The sequence below is a fragment of the Pseudomonas moraviensis subsp. stanleyae genome (genome assembly GCF_036283065.1).
GTDB lineage: Bacteria > Pseudomonadota > Gammaproteobacteria > Pseudomonadales > Pseudomonadaceae > Aquipseudomonas > Aquipseudomonas stanleyae.
In genome coordinates this window covers 39486-56853 of the sequence record NZ_JAADJI010000013.1, presented here as the reverse complement: position 1 = coordinate 56853, position 17368 = coordinate 39486, and the positions used below count along the sequence as shown (strand labels likewise).

Sequence of the window (17368 nt, the reverse complement as noted above, 5' to 3'; positions counted from 1 at the left end):
GAGGACTTATCATGATTCGTAAACTTCCCATCATGGCTTTGTTGATTGGCGCACTTGCCGTCACTGGCCAGGCTGAAGCGGGTGGTGGCCATGGCTGGCAGGGCCCTGCAGTGTTTGGCGCGATCGTCGGCTCGGCCATCATCGGCTCGGCACTGATCAACCAGGATCGGCCGGTGTATGTGCAGCAACAACCGGTTTATGTTCAGCCGCAACCGGTCTATGTGCAGCAACCGCCGCCACCGGTCTATTACCAGCCGGCGCCGGTGTATGTGCAGCAACCGGTTTACGTGCAGCCGGCCCCTGTTTATTACGGCCCGCCTCGCGGTTATTACGGACGACCCCATGGCTACTATGGCGGCCCGCATGGCTACTACGGCGGTCCACGCTGGTAAGCGCAATACTGAGCCCCGCTTTTTCAAGCGGGGCTTTTTTATGACCGCTGGTCGGCGAAGGTCCGAAAAAATCTCGCCGAGGTCGCTGTGAGGACAGTCCGAGCAGCTAAAGTCGGCATGATGGAATCGACCACTGGCAGTTTTTTCATCAAACGGTCACCACTTTGTCATGACGGAACCGCAATCTGAATCCGTCCGTAAACAACAGATCGATAACAACAAGGACGACTGTATGCCCACACAAAACCCGCACCGCATCGTCGGTTTGTGCACTTCGAGCAAGGTCTACAGCGCGCTCACCGAGCTCAAGCATCTGGAAGGCCATCGCTGTGCCAAGCTGCTGTCCCTGCTCGCCGAAAACCTCGTGCACAAGGGCCTGCTCAATGAGCGCGAAGTCATGCACATGCTCGATCAAGTGGTCGAATGACGCCAGACCTCACTGGCATCAATGACCACTATCGAAAGCGTTGATTGTCCGCAGCGCCGGCAAATCCCTAAGGTAGCCCCATCAGTTTGATGGAGGTTTCCCCATGGCTCAGGTTCAAATCATGTCGGTGATCGGCAGCGCAGTTCCCGCTTCGTTGCGCGCGTCGGGCTTGCTCGCCTGCTGGTATCTGGTGCGCGATGGCGAGCCGATCAGCGGCCCGCTCACTTCGTTGCCAGCGGCGCAGGCCCTGTCGCAACAGGTCACCAGCACCGCGCTGCATGCCTAAGGCAGTTGCACCTTGGGCTTGGTCTCGACGAACAGCGCCCAGCTCGACAGGAACAATGCGGCAATCAGCGGCCCGATCACGAAGCCGTTGAGGCCGAATACCGCGAGGCCACCAAGGGTCGAAACCAGAATCAGGTAGTCGGGCATTTTCGTGTCCTTGCCCACCAGAATCGGGCGCAGCACGTTGTCGACCAGGCCGATCACGAACACGCCGAACAAGCCCAGCACCACGCCCTGCCAGATCATGCCGCTGAGCAGGAAGTACACCGCCACTGGCGCCCAGACAATCCCCGCGCCCACCGCTGGCAACAGCGACAAAAATGCCATCAGCACCGCCCAGAGCAACGCGCTGGGAATGTCGAGAAACCAGAAAATCGCCCCGCCCAGCGCACCTTGGGTCACCGCGACGAGCACGTTGCCCTTGACCGTCGCGCGCACCACGCGATTGAACTTCAGTTGCAGGCGACGCTTGTGGTTTTCTTCCAGCGGCACGGCCGTACGCATCTTGCGCGCCAGCTCGGGGCCGTCACGCAGAAAGAAAAACAGCAGATAGAGCATGATGAAAAAGCTCACCACGAATTCAAACGTGCCCTGGCCGAAGCTGAACGCCTGAGTCGCCAGCACCTGGCTGCCCTGCATCGCCGCTTTGACGATCTTCTCGCGCAAGCTGTCGAGTTCGCCCACACCGAAACGATCGAGCAGGTTCTGGAAATACGGTGGCAGGCTGTGTTTGAACTGCGCCAGATACGCGGCGATATCCAGCTCACCGCTTTCGATGTTCTTGTAGACGGTCGCACCTTCCTGCACCAGCAGAATGCTGACGATGATCACTGGCAGAATCGCGATCACCAGGCACAGGCTCAAGGTGCACAGCGAGGTGACGTTGCGTGGCCAGCCGAATTGCAGCTGCACCCTGCGCTGCACCGGCGCAAACAGAATGCCGAGGATGACAGCCCAGAACACCGCGCCGTAGAACGGCAGCAGAATCCAGATGAAGGCCACCGTGACCAGTACCAGCAGCACCGTCAGGGATTTGAATTGCAGACTCTTTTCGTTCATATCCGGTCCATGTCAGTCAGGCGTCACACACGCCCGCCCCACTTAGTCAGCCGCCGCGCGCGCGAGTGCCATGTTTATTCATGGAGCATAGATGCAGATCAATAAACCCTCGCGGCAGCTGCCCTTCTAGTTGGCACCAGATGGATTTGCGCTTTGGGTGCGTGATGCGGGATTTGGTGCGTACCTGAAAAGCCCCTCACCCTAGCCCACTCCCGGAGGGAGAGGTGACTGACCGAGGTGTCTGGCGCCATATATCAACCTGAATATCGAGTCGATTATGGATTCACTTAAGCGCTTTCAGGTCGGCGTAACTCACAAATATCCCACGGTCGGCCCCCTCTCCCTCCGGGAGAGGGCTGGGGTGAGGGGCGCTTTTCCAGTAGGCAAACTCCTCCCGCAACATCCCCACAAACGCCTCCCGCGCCGGATGGACCCCGGCGTTTTCATGCCAGTAAAACAGATTCTCGATCGCTGTCAGTTCGGCAAATTCATGAACCACGCATCCCGCGCCTGTGGCGTATCGCTCGAACACGCCCTTGGGCACCAACGCCACCCCGGCGCCGGCACTGACGCAGCCGACGATCGCGCCGTAACTGGTCAGGCTGACAATCGGCAGCGCCTGCCCCTGGCGCAGCAACCAATGCTCGAGCGCTGCCCCGGTAAGGGCAACCCTGCGGCCACATGAACTCTGTTTTGTCTTGCAGGTCTTCGATGTCACGCACCGGCACAGCCAGCGCCCTGATCAAGCCAACCAGCAAATCAGCGCATATCATCCGATAACGGCGTCGGCTCATCCGCTGGTGGCACGTCCTCGTCATCTGGCGGATCCTCCCAGTCATCCGGCCGGTCGCCATCGCTCAATGGGTCGCGCCCCGGGTGCATGCCCGGCGGTGCGTCGTGGTCGCTCAGTGTCGGCTCGTCGCTGCCGGACACGGGGCGGGTCTGGTCGGTGGGCGCCATGCCACCGGGAACAAGTGCGTCATCAGCCATGCTGCACCTCACAGTACTGGCCCGGATTATCCGGGGCGTATTGTTTGGAAGCGCGGCCATCGACGGCGTGCGATGGATCAGACCAGCGGCATTAGCCTTGGGCGATAAAGCGATCGCGACTGTTGGTCAGGTGCAGCCACATGGCGGCGCGGGCGGCATCGGCGTCCTGACGCTTGATCGCATTCAGAATCGCCTCGTGTTCCAGATTGGCCAAGTGCCCGAGTTTGCTCAGATCCGCCGCGCCGCGCTCGGCGGCATTCAGCCGGTTGCGCGGGATCATCGCGCTGCCCAGGTGCTGCATGATCTCGCTGAAGCAGGCGTTGCCGGTGGCCTCGGCAATCAACAGATGAAAACGCCGATCGGCCTCCACGCAACTGTCGTTATTGGCCAACAGCCGCTGATAGTCATCCAGCGCCTGGCGCATCTGCTGCAACTGCTGCTCACTGCGTCGCTGCGCCGCCAGCGCCGCCGCTTGCGTCTCCAGGCCCATGCGCAACTCGAGAATGCTGCGCACGCCGAGCGCCGTGTCGACATTCAGGCGCAGGCCCTGCTCCGCTGCGCGTTCGATCACGAAAGTACCGATGCCATGGCGCGTCTCGACCAGCCCCGAGGCCTGCAACTTGGAGATTGCCTCGCGCACCACCGTGCGGCTGACCCCGTGTTCCTGGACGATGGAATTCTCGGACGGCAGTTTGTCACCGGGCGACAGTTGTCCGAGCAGGATGCTCTGGGTGAGCTTTTCCACCAGGTCATGAGCGAGGTTGTGCGTGCGTTTGCGCGCGGGCGCGTCGAGGTCTTCTTGCATGGTTGGTTCCGGTGATCGGGGCTTGCCGATCGTAGCACTGCGGGGTGGCGGTCGAGATTGATTTTAGCGGGCGGCAACCCGCCAACTTGTATGACAACACTCAAATACTTCAGATCTCTTTGGCAGCCTGCCTACGCCCATCACCCAAAGCCATTCAAAGAGGTGCTTTGGACAAATGGCGGACCAACCAACAAATACAGGGAAAAATCCAGTTTCCGGATAAGAATTCGCACAATCAGAAGAATTTAATCGCCACCGCCCACTTGTAGGACAAAAAAACACAGTTGTATGATGTCTATCAACAACGCACCACCAGCCCTACCCGCATAAAAATAATCAGTGGGAGAAAAAACAAGTGAAAACCTCCGTCTCGGGGATGCAGGAAAGCGTCGATCCAACGCTCGCCTCAGCCATCTCGAAAGTCAAACGCCACGTCCTGCCGCTCTTCGTGATCATGTTCATCGTCAATTACATTGATCGGGTGAACATCGGTTTCGTCCGCACCCACATGGAAACCGATCTGGGCATTGGTGCTGCCGCCTACGGCTTCGGCGCCGGTCTGTTCTTCATCGGTTACGCGCTGTTCGAAGTCCCTTCCAACATGCTTCTGCAGAAAGTCGGCGCGCGCATCTGGCTGACCCGCATCATGTTCACCTGGGGCATCGTCGCGGCCTGCATGGCCTTCATCCAGAACGAAACCCACTTCTATATCCTGCGTTTCCTGCTCGGTGTCGCCGAGGCCGGGTTCTTTCCCGGAGTGATCTATTACTTCACCCGTTGGCTGCCCGGCGTCGAGCGCGGCAAGGCGATCGCGATCTTCCTCAGCGGCTCGGCCGTGGCCTCGCTGATCTCAGGTCCCTTGTCCGGTTTGCTGTTGCAGATCAACGGGCTGGGCATGCACGGCTGGCAATGGATGTACTTCATCGAAGGGATGTTCTCGGTGTGCCTTTGCGTCTTCGTCTGGTTCTGGCTGGATGCCAAACCCCACGACGCGAAATGGCTGACCCGCGCCGAACAGGACGCACTGGTCACCGCCATCGACGACGAGCAAAAGGCCCGCGAAGCCGCGACGCCGATCCGACCGTCGCTGGGCAAACTGCTCAAGGACCGGCAGATCATTCTGTTCTGCCTGATCTACTTCTTCATTCAGTTGACCATTTATGCGGCGACCTTCTGGCTGCCAAGCATCATCAAGAAAATGGGCGAACTCAGCGACGTGCAGGTCGGCCTGTTCAACTCGATTCCGTGGTTGCTGTCGATCGTCGGCATGTACGCCTTCGCCTCGCTGTCGGCGAAGTGGAAACACCAGCAAGCGTGGGTGGCTACGGCGCTGCTGATCGCCGCAGCGGGGATGTTCATGTCCACCACTGGCGGGCCGATCTTCGCCTTCGTCGCGATCTGCTTTGCGGCGCTGGGTTTCAAATCCGCCTCGTCGCTGTTCTGGCCGATTCCCCAGGCTTATCTGGACGCACGCATCGCGGCGGCGGTCATCGCGCTGATCAACTCGGTGGGCAACCTCGGTGGCTTCGTCGCGCCGACCACCTTCGGTCTGCTGGAACAACACACCGGTTCGATTCAGGGCGGCCTCTATGGTCTGGCCGCGACCTCGATCATCGCCGCAATCATCGTCTTCGCTGCGCGGACTACGCCGAAACACGCCGCTGAAAAAGCCGTGGCCGACGCCGCGCCGAAACACGCCTGACTTCGTCTCGACAAGGAAAACAACAATGACTGTTCACGACACCGCCAAAGCTCCGCTCATCACCGAGATGCAGGTCATTCCGGTGGCCGGCCACGACGGCATGCTGCTCAACCTGAGCGGCGCCCACGGGCCGTTTTTCACCCGCAACATCGTCATCCTCAAGGACAACGCCGGCCATACCGGCGTCGGCGAAGTGCCCGGTGGCGAGCGCATTCGCCAGACCCTGGAAGACGCGCGCAATCTGGTGGTCGGCAGCCCGATCGGCACCTACCAGAAAATTCTCAACCAGGTGCGCCAGACCTTCGCCGACCGCGATGCCGGCGGCCGTGGCTTGCAGACGTTCGACCTACGCATCACCATTCACGCGGTCACTGGCCTGGAAGCCGCCCTCCTCGACCTGCTTGGCCAACATCTCGACGTGCCGGTTGCGGCGCTGCTTGGCGAAGGTCAGCAGCGCGACGAAGTGAAGATGCTCGGTTATCTGTTCTATGTCGGCGATCGGCACGCAACCGATCTGGCCTATCGCAGCGAACCGGACGCCGATAACGACTGGTTCCGCGTGCGTCACGAGAAAGCCATGACCGCCGAAGCGGTGGTGCGCCTGGCCGAGGCTGCACACGCCAAGTACGGTTTCCAGGATTTCAAACTCAAGGGCGGCGTACTCAGTGGCGATGCCGAAATCGAGGCGGTGACGGCACTGGCCGAGCGCTTCCCCGACGCACGGATTACCCTCGATCCGAACGGCGCCTGGTCGCTGAAAGAGGCGATTCGTTTGTGCCGCGATCAGCATCATGTGCTCGCCTACGCCGAAGATCCTTGCGGCGCGGAAAACGGTTATTCCGGTCGCGAAGTCATGGCTGAATTCCGCCGCGCCACCGGGCTGAAAACCGCGACCAACATGATCGCCACCGACTGGCGCGAAATGGGTCACGCGATTCAATTGCAATCAGTGGATATCCCACTGGCCGACCCGCACTTCTGGACCATGCAGGGTTCGGTGCGCGTCGCGCAGATGTGCCACGAATGGGGCCTGACCTGGGGCTCGCATTCCAACAACCACTTTGATATTTCCCTGGCGATGTTCACCCACGTCGCCGCTGCGGCACCGGGCGACATCACCGCCATCGACACCCACTGGATTTGGCAGGACGGCCAGCGCCTGACCAAGGCACCGCTGCAGATTGTCGACGGTTGCGTGCAAGTGCCGCAGAAACCGGGGCTGGGCGTGGAACTGGACATGGATCAAGTGGCCAAGGCCCACGAACTGTACAAAGGCATGGGCCTCGGAGCGCGCGATGACAGCGTGGCGATGCAGTTTCTGATTCCGGGGTGGAAGTTCGATAACAAACGGCCGTGTCTGGTGCGGTGATCTAGAAGGCGCCGCCGATTTCAATTGTGGGGGTAGGAGCTGCCGAAGGCTGCGATCTTTTGATTCTGTTTTGAAGATCAAAAGATCGCAGCCTTCGGCAGCTCCTACAAATCGGTTTTCAGCTTGAGATTTGCAGCAACCAGGTTTTGAACGCCTTCATCGCCACCGTCTCAGCTCGCGATTGCAACCGCGTCAGCCAGTAACTGCCGGTGGTGATCTCGATCGCGAACGGCTGGCAAATCGCATCTGCCGCCAGTTGCCGGGCGAACATCAGCGGTGGCGCCAATGCCACCCCGCCGCCCTGCAATGCCGCTTCCATCATCGCCAGCGACGAATCGAACACGATGCTTTGCGGTGGTGCGGCCTGCGTCGCCAGACCCGCCGCGTGAAACCACTCCGGCCATTCATCGGTACGATAGGAACGCAACAAGGTCTGCTGCAACAAGTCAGCGGGCGCATGCAATTGCCGAGCGATTTCCGGCACACACAACACCGACAGCGGCGCGTCGAGCAAGCGTGTCGCCTCGATGCCATGCCAGGCGCCAGCACCGAAACGAATCGCATAATCCAACCCTTCCGCCGCCACATCCACCCGGTTGTTATTGGTCGACAGGCGTAAATCTATCAGCGGATATTTCGCCCGAAAGTCCGCCAGCCTCGGCAACAACCAACCTATGGCAAACGTGCCCACCGCACCGACTGTCAACATGTCCCGGTACTGTCCAGCGGCCAGACGTTCAAGCATCTGCGCAATATGATCGAACGAGGTGCTGAGCACCGGCAGCAAGGTCTCGCCTTCACTGGTCAGCATCAGCCCACGGGGCAGGCGTTTGAACAAGGTCAGGTTGAGTTGCGCTTCCAGGCTTTTGACCTGATGGCTCACCGCCGCTTGCGTCACGCATAGCTCGACGGCAGCGCGGGTGAAGCTCAGGTGCCGTGCCGAGGCTTCAAAAGCGCGCAGAGCGTTGAGCGGCAGTTGCGGTCGAATCATGCGCTGTCCCAAATTTTTCTAATGGCTAGTGCGAGTTTTCATCGTTTGTCGAGCGTCGGCGAAGTGCCTAAATTAGCCCGCGCTGATCAGCCGCCCGATGAAAAATCACCCGCAGTGTAGCGGGATACAACAGTCGACACTCATGGAGAGTGATTCAATCATGTGTTCCTTTAAACCCAGCAAGGTCTTTTCCTACAGCGCTTTCGCACTATTCTTCAGCAGCATTGCCTGCCATGCCGCGACGCCGCCCAATGCGCAATTGCAGGCACTGGTCACCCAAGCCGTGACACCGGTGATGCAGCAGAACAACATCCCGGGGCTGACCGTGGCGATCACGGTAAACGGTCAAGCGCATTACTTTAACTACGGAGTCGCCGCCAGGGACACCGGGCAAAAAGTCAGCGAAAACACTCTCTTCGAAGTCGGCTCGGTGAGCAAAACCTTCACCGCCACCCTCGCCGGTTACGCCCAGGCCACAGGCAAACTCGACCTGTCGAGCAAGGCCAGCCAGCTCTGGCCTGAGCTCAAGGGCAGCGCCTTTGACAATGTCAGCGTGCTGCAACTGGGCACCTACAGCGCCGGCGGACTGCCGCTGCAATTCCCCGCTGAGGCGGATTCTTCCGACAAGATGCTCGGCTATTACCAACAGTGGAAACCGCAGTTTCCCGCCGGCAGCCATCGCCTGTATTCCAACCCTAGCCTGGGCCTGTTCGGCTACCTGACAGCGAAAAGCCTCGGCCAGCCCTTCGACCAGGCAATGACCCAAACTCTGCTGCCAAAACTCGGGTTGCAGCACACCTTCCTCAGCGTGCCGCCAGCACAATCGAAGTTGTATGCCCAAGGCTACGACAGCGCCGACCAACCGGTGCGCGTCAGCCCCGGCGCACTCGACGCCGAGGCCTACGGCATCAAGACCAGCGCCGCCGACCTGCTGCGCTACGTCGAGGCACAGCTGAAACCGGCCAGCCTCGCGCCCGATCTGCACCAAGCCATCGCCAACACCCACATCGGTTATTACCGCGTCGGCGACATGACCCAAGCCCTCGGCTGGGAGCGCTACGCCTACCCGATCAGCCTGGAAAAACTGCAAAATGGCAACTCGACGCCCATGGCCATGGAGCCGCACAAAGTCGAGTGGCTGACCCCGCCCCAAGCTGAACCGGCCAATGTACTGTTCAATAAAACCGGTTCCACACGAGGCTTTGGCGCGTATGTGGCGTTCGTGCCGTCGCGGGATATGGGCATCGTGATTCTGGCCAACAAGAACTACCCGAATGCCGAACGGGTGAAGATTGCGCATACGGTTTTCGCGGCGTTGGCGGATTAAGAGCAAAAGATCGCAGCCTGCGACAGCTCCTACAGGATCGGGTTTTCGCTCGGTGAATGGAGCTGCCGCAGGCTGCGATCTTTTCGTTTCAGCGCTTAAGGCTGCGCCTGCAAGCGCCAGCCGATGACATCCATCAGGTCGCAACTGTCACGCAGCACCGTCGCCGTGACCCGGGCCAGATCTGCAGCAACAAGGCGTCGTGCCCCTTGCCATCGCCCAGCGTCAGGGTTTCCATCAGTTGCGTTACACAGCGCAAGCGATAGGCCGCAGTGCCGTGCAGAACATCCAGTGGAGCTTCGCTGTCGATCAGCAGACAAGGGATCTTGCGGTCGATCCCGGTAATCGGTATGTAGCGCGCCATGGCAGAACCTCCCTGTTCAATGTTGTGTCGCCGTTGCTGGCGGATCGAGATTGTCCAGCGCGCGGTTGACCAGCAGCTCGCCGACTACCGCCAATTGCTGGATCGACAATGTCAGGCTGCGCCGCGCACCGCTCAATTCGCACGCCAGCTCAGTGGTCAGCACATTCAGTGAAGCCAGGGTCTCGCAGGCGTGGCTCAAGAGTGTTGTTGTGTCGATATCGGGGAGAATGGTGAAGACATGGCTGATGGGATCGGGGTTGCCGGGATGGCGCAGGCGCGGGTTACTGGAATCGAAGGAGCTTGAATCCATGGGGGATTCGGGGGGATTTGGAGTGTGTTTTTTCATTAATAAATCCTCGGGACATTTAAAGAAAAAACTGCCGAACTCACTTCCACGAGAGGGTGGCAGCTTTGCGCAGGTGTGGAAGTCCGGGGAAGCCCGAGGAACCCGGTGCACTCGAGAGTGCTCCTGCGCATAGCTGCCATAAGCAAACAATGTTGGCATAAAAACCACCAACATGTGTTTACAGGCGCAATGCGCGCTCGGGAATCACCGGACTTCCACATCCGACCACTGTTTTTTTCAGCGGCCAAAAGAGGTTATCCCCCTGCGCCACAACGCACCAGTTCACGACTGCCGCCGCGTCTTGCAGGAAAAATCCACCGGCTTTGAAGGCTGTTGGTGTCAGACATTTCGGCAGCCACATGCTGCAATGAGTTTTGATTAGCGGATAAATTCGTTGTATCTACACTCCACATTTTCCTGCAATCCGAGTACCGCTCAAAAGGCGCATCCATGGAAATCCAAAGCTTCAAACTCTCGAACGTCGGACATTTTGGCGATCTGGATATCGAGTTTGCACCGACCCGGACACATTCATCGAATATCACGGTACTGGTGGGCAACAACGGCACGGGCAAAACCACTGTGCTGAAATCCGTTAACACCTGCCTGACCTGGTTGATCGCGCGAATCCGTTCCGTTAAAGGCAAGGGCAGACAGCTTGCCGACGAAGAAATCAGGAACGACGCCCCGGCAGCCGTCGTTTCGATTGGCCTCGCGGACCGTTCTCACCCACGGGCTGCTGTCTGCAATGCCGATGACGAAAGCCATCTGTTCGTATGGGGCAGCGCTCGCACTCGAGGAGAACCTGCGGTCTCTGACCGTGGCTTTCTGAGAGACGTCAGAGAGCTTGCCGATCACTACCGTACGCGACTCACAGCCGATGCCAGCGCCTCACTCCCGCTGATCGCCTACTACCCAGCCGAACGGTGTGTGAACGATATCTCGCTGAAACCCAGCGGCAGACAGGCCTTCGATCAGCTCGATGCCTACGACAGCAGTTTTAGCGATGGCGCCGATTTTCGCGGCTTTTTCGCATGGTTTCGTGAGCGCGAGGACAGCGAAAACGAGGATGGGTTATCTGCTTCGGCACTGACAGCAATCTCGGAAAGATTCGGTACCGACAGCGACGTCTGGAAAGAACTTGCCACAATAAAGGCCTCGGCGCGCGACAGCCAGTTGACTGCTGTTCGCTCGGCTATCGCGGCATTCATGCCGGAGTTTACGAATCTGCGCGTGCAGCGCCGAGCGCGCCTGTTTATGGCCATCGACCGGCAGGGCATATCGCTGGATGTGAGCCGACTCTCTCAAGGCGAAAAATCAATGATCGCGCTGGCTGGCGATATCGCCAGACGTCTGGCACTGCTTAATCCATCACTGGCTGATCCGTTGCAAGGCTACGGCATCGTGCTGATCGACGATGTCGACTTGCACCTCGATCAACGCAGGCAACTCGGTCTGATCGAGCAATTGAGCGCAACCTTTCCCAACTGCCAATTCGTATTGACCACCCGCTCGCCTATGATCATTGAGCGTGCAAAAGGTGCATTGGTGTACATGCTTGATGACCAGTGATATGCCGACCTGCACATTTTTTTGCAACCAGCGCCGGTCAAACTGTAGGAGCGAGCCTGCTCGCGATCGCGGTTTGTCAGGCTACATATTCGCAGGCTGATTCGCCGCCATCGCGAGCAGGCTCACTCCTACAAGGGACTTGTGACTGCCTCGGGTTTGTGTTCTGACAAAAAAAATGTGGGAGCTGGTTTGCCAGCTCCCACAGGGATTCAGCTTCAATTAGTCAACGCGCATTCAATCATCCGGCATCTGCGGCGGCTTGCTCGGTTTCGCCGGTTTGCTCGGCTTGGCACCCTTCGCGCCTTTGGCCGGTTCCGGCTCGGTGGCGGCGGGTGTTTGCGCAGCGGCGGCGGCAGCGGCGGCTTCTTTTTCGGCCATGGGCATGGCGTCGATGGTTTCGAAGATTTTTGCCAGGCTCAGTGCCTTGGCTTCGTCACCCGAGGCGGAAAGCTTGGTTTCGCCGTCCTTGCCCACCAGGAACACTTTTGGATAGGCCCCGGCACCCAGCTTCAGCGAGCGCAGCAGGGCCATGGTGTCCTGCTGGCCCATGTCCTTGCCGTCGAGTTGGCCGGACATGTTGAGGATGGTGTAGACCTTGATGTTGCGGTCGGTGACGCCCTTTTTGTTGGCCGGGTCTTCCATTGCCTTTTTCAGGCTCAGCCACACCGGGTCGACGGTGCTTTGCGCAATCACGATCAGCGGGCGGGCACGGCCCATGTCCCCGGCCAGGGGGGAATCGCTGTCGGCGGCGAACAAGGGGCCGGCGATTGCCAGCAAGAGGGTCAGGGTCAGGGACCTGATGAGCATGCGCATCTCCTTTTGATATCCACGCACTACTGATTGCGCATCGTGGCGATTGTTCCGGCGGCATCTGGCAAAAAGGCATTGCCCTGTCAGAAGCTTAGGTCAGGGAGAACTTTGCGCAACATGGCGCGAGCGATCATCGGCACAGCCCTGCGGCCGCTGCATTGAAAGTGTTTCTCCAGGCTGAATCAGAACGCCAACTTGTAACCGATCAACACCAGCATCGTCGCCAGGCACGGGCGCAGGACTTCGTCGGAGATGCGTCCGGTCAGGTGGCTGCCGAGCCAGATGCCTGGCAGTGAGCCGACCAGCAAGAAACCCAGCACAGCCCAATCCATGTTGCCCATGCTCGCGTGACCGAGGCCGGCGACGAGGGTCAGCGGTACGGCGTGGGCGATTTCGGTGCCGACCAGGCGGCGGGTCGGCAGCAACGGGTAGAGGATGAAGAGCGCGACGGTGCCCAGTGCGCCGGCGCCGATCGAGGTCAGGGCGACCATGGTGCCGAGGACCAGACCGGTGATTACCGTCATGAGATTCAGGCGCGAACCGCTCGGGTTGTAGTTGCCGCCGGCGCGTTTGTGGGCGAATTCGAGCAAGCGTTTCTTGAAGAAGATCGCCAGCGCCGTGGCGAAGAGGACGAAGCCGAGCGCCTGCTTGATGATGGCGTTCATCGCGTCCGGCGCGGTGTGCAGGGTGCTGAGGAACCACAGGGTCATGGCTACGGCGGGCACGCTGCCGAGGGTCAGCCAGCCGGTGATGGACCAATCGATGTTGTTGTTTTTCCTGTGAACGAGGACGCCGCTGAATTTGGTGATCGCGGCATACAACAAGTCGGTGCCCACCGCGGTTGCCGGGTTGATACCGAACCACAGCAGAATCGGCGTCATCAACGAACCGCCGCCGACACCGGTCATGCCGACGATAAACCCCACCACCAGCCCGGCAATCACCAGGCCGAAATTTGCCAATTCCATTCAAACGTCCAGAAAACGACAGGAAAAATCTGGCCCGCAGCATAGCGATTTTTCATATAACCACATATATCGATGCGCTCTATCGTTATGCCATATCGAACTCATCATGTCTGGGAGTCAATGCGCGCGCCGCCCCGGTCTGAAGCTGTGAGTGCGGTTGATCCACACCGTGGCCAGTGCGATCAGCGACAGAATCAGCAGTGCCCACGGAAATGACAACGCCCCGGCGCGATCCAGCAGCAAGCCACCAAACAATCCGCCGCCGGCGATCGCCACGTTCCAGGAAGTCGTAAGCATCGCCTGCACCACGTCGACATGCTCACCGGCCGAGTCTGCCGCCGAGGTCAGCAGCAAGGTTGCCGAGCCGCCAAAGGACAATCCCCAGACCGCCATGCAGGCATAAATGACCGCCGGCGACGGTGCCGCCAGCGCCAGCACCAGCGCCGTCGAGGCGAACACTGCGAGGCTGATCAGCGTCAGCCAGCGCAACCAGCGGTCTACCAGCAGGCCGATGATCCAGATCCCGACCAGCGAACACAGACCGAACACCAGCAGCACCACATCCACGCGATCGGCCAGCCCGGCCTGCATCAGAAACGGCGCGATGTAGGTGTAAAGAATGTTGTGCCCGAGCATCCACGTCAGCACCACGAACAGCACCGGACGCACCCCCGGCAGGCGCAAGGACTCAAGCAGCGGCAAACGCTCGCTTTCGATCTGCCCCGGTCGATCCGGCACCGCTACGACAATCCACGCGGCCAGGACCAGCGCCAGCGCCGACATGATGCCGAACGAGGCACGCCAGCCGATCAGATTGCCCAGCCACGTTCCCGCTGGCGTACCCAACGACAACGCCACCGGTGTGCCAAGCATGGCAATCGCCAGCGCCCGGCCCTGCTGATGCACCGGGACGATGCCGCGCGCGTAGCCGGCCATGATCCCCCACGACAGCCCCGCGGCCATGCCAGCGAGAAAGCGCGAGGCCAGGGTCAGGCCGTAATGGCTGGAGAAGGTGGTGATGGTGTTGAACAGCAGAAAGCCGCCCACTGTCATCAACAGGACCCGCCGTCGCGGCCAGCGCCGGGTGGCGACGGTCAGCGGTATCGCCGCAACGATTGAGCCCAGCGCGTACAGGGTGACCAGTTGCCCGGCGAGCACTTCGCTGACGTTAAGGCCAGCGCCGATTTGCGGCAGCAGGCCGGCCGGGAGGGTTTCGGTGAGGATGGCGATGAAACCGGTCATGGCGAAGGCCAGCAGCGCGGCGTACGGTAGTTTGTCGGTTTGAGCGCCGGGAACGACGCGGCTGAAATCGGCGCTTGCGGGGTCGGTCATGGCGGGGGCGGCTCCTTTTGGATCAATTTGAGCGCTTGATTGTATACAAAGAACGAGGTGCGCATGAGATCCATGTGGGAGCGAGCCTGCTCGCGAAAGCAGCTTCAGATAATGAAGTGTTGACTGACCCAGCGCATTCGCGAGCAGTCTCGCTCCCACAGTAGTTCTCTGCACACCCGCAAAACGGCGGTTGGGCTCACGCCCCCCCATGGTCAGCCGCGTCTCACTGCACCGGCAGGAAATTCAGGAACAACAGACTCTGCGCGTAATTCAAACCGATCCTGCGATAACGCTCATCAAGCATCTGCGTGAGCAGATCGAGGCGCGCGACGATTTTGCTGAATTCGGTGGCGAAGCTGAGGTTGCTGCCCTCCTCCGAGATCTCGTTGGAGAACAGCAATGGCTGGCCTTCCTTGTTCTGCCGTTGCGACAAAATCCACATGGCTTTTTCGATGTTGCGCGCGGCGTTGTGCACGAACGTCGGATTGATCGCGTCGGTCATGTAGAACTCGGTGCGATTGCCGTGGGCGGTAACCAGCATGCTGCCGATCGCATAGATGAACGCGCCGACGCGGTCGCCGAGGAATTCCGGGCTCATCGCATAGCTCAGCGCCGCCAGGTCCTTGCGCCCGCCCAGCACCGGCAGCGGCTGCTGTTGCTCGACGGCGAGGCGCACTTGCTTCACCGCCGCATTGACAGTGAGGAAGCCGGATTTGCGCAGTTCTTCCGGGTTGCGCAGGTAGAGCTTGCCCATCAGCCGGTAGAGGCTATCGAGGTTGCCGCGCATCGCCAGGGTAGCCATGCGGTCGACGCTGGTCTGCAGAAATTCCTGCGGTTGCCCTTCACGCATCTGATTGAAGAAACCGTTGCCGTTCTGGTGGCTGCAGCCGCTGAGCAACAGCGAAAACAGGCAGGCCAGCAGCAGGCACGGGCGGCGGTAAGCGGCGGTGATCACGGCAAAAACACTCGGCATGAAGTCTCGGACAGGCACATTGCTGTGCGGCGGGAGTCACCGCATCCTGGCCATGCATAGAGCCGCCGATTGCGAAAAAGTGCAGTGCCTGGGCGTTTAGCCGACCTTCGGCGCTTTGCGCCCCATCAATTAGTCGGACTTTATATTTGCCAATACGCGTAAATCCGCTATAAATCTCCTCTCCTCACTTAAATAGCATGACTAGTGATATGTAGGAGCTGCCGAAGGCTGCGATCTTTTGATCTTGCTTCTAAAAATCAAGATCAAGATCAAAAGATCTCAGGCTTCGGCAGCTCCTACGGTCTGTACCAAAACAACAACAAAAAGGAAGGTCAACCATGCTTCAATCCCGTCACCTGCTCTCCGGCCTCGGACTGTCCCTGATGATCGCTACCCTTTCCGCCAACGCGGCGGGCCTGACCGCCGAACACAAAGCTTTCGGCAAAACCAATGACGGCACGCCCGTCGAACAGTACATCCTGCGCAACAGCCACGGCATGCAGGCCACCGTCATCACTTACGGCGCGACCCTGCAAGCGCTGAAAGTTGCCGACAAGCACGGCAAGTTCGACGACGTGGTACTGGGTTTCGATGATGTGCAGGGCTACCAGAAAGGCACCGCGTACTTCGGCGCGACCATCGGCCGCTTCGGCAATCGCCTCGCCGAAGGTGCTTTCGAACTCGATGGCAAGCGTTATCAAGTGCCGCAGAATGACAAATCCAATGCGCTGCACGGCGGCCCCGAAGGTTTCGACAAGAAGGTCTGGAAGGCCAGGGAAACCAAGGACAAGGATTCGGTTGGCGTGACCCTGACGTATCTGTCGGCCGACGGTGAAATGGGCTTTCCGGGCAACCTGACCACCGAAGTCACCTATCGCCTGACCGACAACAACGAGCTGCGCATCGACTACAAGGCCAGCACCGACAAGCCGACCGTGCTCAACCTGACCAATCACAGCTACTTCAACCTCGCCGGCGCCGGCAATGGCGACATTCTCAAGCAGGTCGCGACCATCAACTCCAGTCATTACACGCCGGTCACCGCCAAACTGATCCCGACCGGGGAGCTGGCGCCAGTCGCCGGTACGCCGATGGACTTCAGCAAGCCGACGGCGATCGGCACGCACATCAAGGCTGATCATCCGCAATTGAAATTCGCCGAGCCGAAACAGGGCGGCTTCGATTTCAATTGGGCGCTGGACAGCAAGGGTGACATCGCAAAAGTCGCCACCAAAGTCAGTGATCCGCAATCGGGGCGCGTCCTGGAGTTATTCACCACCGAGCCGGGCGTGCAGTTCTACACCAGCAACTTCCTCGACGGCACGGTCAAGGGCAAGGGCGGCAAGGTCTATCCGCACTGGGGCGCATTTACGCTGGAGACCCAGCATTACCCGGATTCGCCGAACCAGCCGGCCTTCCCGAGCACGCGGCTTGATCCGGGGCAGACCTATGCCCACAGCGTGGTCCTGAAATTCACCACAAAATAACCTGCAACACGCCCCCCTGTGGCGAGGGAGCTTGCTCCCGCTGGACTGCGCAGCAGGCCCCTGCTTTTCAACTCAAGGAAAAGCGAGGGCCGCTGCGCGCCCCAGCGGGAGCAAGCTCCCTCGCCACAGGGGTTTCAGCGTTCCGACCCACCTTCGTTGGGGAACCCTTGGT

Annotated in this window: 17 protein-coding genes and 2 pseudogenes; 8 read left to right on the top strand and 11 right to left on the bottom strand. The window is 59.8% G+C overall.

Annotated features, from left to right (window positions below; translation table 11 throughout):
• The first annotated feature begins 11 nt into the window (after positions 1-11).
• The 3 genes from GXB78_RS22940 (at position 12) to GXB78_RS22930 (ending at position 1105) form a co-directional block, all read left to right on the top strand.
• On the top strand, positions 12-392 hold the full coding sequence (locus tag GXB78_RS22940) for a hypothetical protein (protein WP_024013471.1): 381 nt from the start codon (positions 12-14) through the stop codon (positions 390-392).
• Between the two features lie 232 nt (positions 393-624).
• Entirely contained in the window at positions 625-819 is a 195-nt protein-coding gene (locus tag GXB78_RS22935) for a hypothetical protein (protein ID WP_016770691.1), read from the top strand.
• Positions 820-922: 103 nt separating this feature from the next.
• Complete coding sequence (locus tag GXB78_RS22930) at positions 923-1105, top strand: hypothetical protein (protein ID WP_042609153.1); 183 nt, start codon at positions 923-925, stop codon at positions 1103-1105.
• Here the strand turns inward: GXB78_RS22930 and GXB78_RS22925 are convergent.
• From GXB78_RS22925 to GXB78_RS22910, 4 genes and pseudogenes are all read right to left on the bottom strand, one after another.
• Positions 1102-2163, bottom strand: coding sequence for an AI-2E family transporter (locus GXB78_RS22925; RefSeq protein WP_329517134.1), 1062 nt, complete (start codon positions 2161-2163; stop codon positions 1102-1104). The genes GXB78_RS22930 and GXB78_RS22925 overlap by 4 nt on opposite strands.
• Positions 2164-2446: 283 nt before the next feature.
• Positions 2447-2888, bottom strand: a pseudogene (locus GXB78_RS22920) (LysR substrate-binding domain-containing protein); the annotation flags it as partial.
• A gap of 34 nt (positions 2889-2922) precedes the next feature.
• The gene (locus tag GXB78_RS22915) at positions 2923-3153 is read right to left on the bottom strand and encodes a hypothetical protein (protein WP_329517133.1); all 231 of its coding nucleotides are present in this window, start codon (positions 3151-3153) and stop codon (positions 2923-2925) included.
• 91 nt (positions 3154-3244) lie between these two features.
• Positions 3245-3958, bottom strand: coding sequence for a FadR/GntR family transcriptional regulator (locus GXB78_RS22910; protein WP_041477180.1), 714 nt, complete (start codon positions 3956-3958; stop codon positions 3245-3247).
• A gap of 355 nt (positions 3959-4313) precedes the next feature.
• Between GXB78_RS22910 and GXB78_RS22905 the strand changes: the two genes are divergently transcribed.
• Both GXB78_RS22905 and gudD read left to right on the top strand, forming a co-directional pair.
• The gene (locus tag GXB78_RS22905) at positions 4314-5660 is read left to right on the top strand and encodes an MFS transporter (protein WP_329517132.1); all 1347 of its coding nucleotides are present in this window, start codon (positions 4314-4316) and stop codon (positions 5658-5660) included.
• 25 nt (positions 5661-5685) lie between these two features.
• The gene (gene gudD, locus GXB78_RS22900) at positions 5686-7029 is read left to right on the top strand and encodes a glucarate dehydratase (RefSeq protein ID WP_329517131.1); all 1344 of its coding nucleotides are present in this window, start codon (positions 5686-5688) and stop codon (positions 7027-7029) included.
• Positions 7030-7147: 118 nt separating this feature from the next.
• Here gudD and GXB78_RS22895 read toward each other — a convergent pair whose 3' ends face one another.
• Positions 7148-8020, bottom strand: coding sequence for a LysR family transcriptional regulator (locus tag GXB78_RS22895; RefSeq protein WP_329517130.1), 873 nt, complete (start codon positions 8018-8020; stop codon positions 7148-7150).
• Positions 8021-8180: 160 nt separating this feature from the next.
• Between GXB78_RS22895 and ampC the strand changes: the two genes are divergently transcribed.
• Entirely contained in the window at positions 8181-9347 is a 1167-nt protein-coding gene (gene ampC / locus GXB78_RS22890; protein WP_329517129.1) for a class C beta-lactamase, read from the top strand.
• Positions 9348-9442: 95 nt separating this feature from the next.
• Here ampC and GXB78_RS22885 read toward each other — a convergent pair.
• Positions 9443-9708, bottom strand: a pseudogene (locus GXB78_RS22885) (hypothetical protein).
• 16 nt (positions 9709-9724) lie between these two features.
• Positions 9725-10054, bottom strand: coding sequence for a DUF6124 family protein (locus GXB78_RS22880; RefSeq protein ID WP_329517226.1), 330 nt, complete (start codon positions 10052-10054; stop codon positions 9725-9727).
• 450 nt (positions 10055-10504) lie between these two features.
• On the opposite strand from GXB78_RS22880, the gene GXB78_RS22875 reads away from it, so the two are divergent.
• On the top strand, positions 10505-11626 hold the full coding sequence (locus tag GXB78_RS22875) for an AAA family ATPase (RefSeq protein ID WP_329517128.1): 1122 nt from the start codon (positions 10505-10507) through the stop codon (positions 11624-11626).
• 234 nt (positions 11627-11860) lie between these two features.
• Here the strand turns inward: GXB78_RS22875 and GXB78_RS22870 are convergent, their stop codons facing one another.
• The 4 genes from GXB78_RS22870 to GXB78_RS22855 form a co-directional block, all read right to left on the bottom strand.
• On the bottom strand, positions 11861-12433 hold the full coding sequence (locus tag GXB78_RS22870; protein WP_329517127.1) for a DUF4174 domain-containing protein: 573 nt from the start codon (positions 12431-12433) through the stop codon (positions 11861-11863).
• 185 nt (positions 12434-12618) lie between these two features.
• The gene (locus GXB78_RS22865; RefSeq protein ID WP_329517126.1) at positions 12619-13404 is read right to left on the bottom strand and encodes a sulfite exporter TauE/SafE family protein; all 786 of its coding nucleotides are present in this window, start codon (positions 13402-13404) and stop codon (positions 12619-12621) included.
• A gap of 117 nt (positions 13405-13521) precedes the next feature.
• Positions 13522-14736 (bottom strand): MFS transporter, encoded by a 1215-nt coding sequence (locus tag GXB78_RS22860; protein WP_329517125.1) that lies wholly within the window; start codon positions 14734-14736, stop codon positions 13522-13524.
• A gap of 223 nt (positions 14737-14959) precedes the next feature.
• Entirely contained in the window at positions 14960-15709 is a 750-nt protein-coding gene (locus GXB78_RS22855; protein WP_329517124.1) for a hypothetical protein, read from the bottom strand.
• Positions 15710-16047: 338 nt separating this feature from the next.
• On the opposite strand from GXB78_RS22855, the gene GXB78_RS22850 reads away from it, so the two are divergent.
• Positions 16048-17196, top strand: coding sequence for an aldose epimerase family protein (locus GXB78_RS22850; RefSeq protein ID WP_329517123.1), 1149 nt, complete (start codon positions 16048-16050; stop codon positions 17194-17196).
• Positions 17197-17368 lie beyond the last annotated feature (172 nt).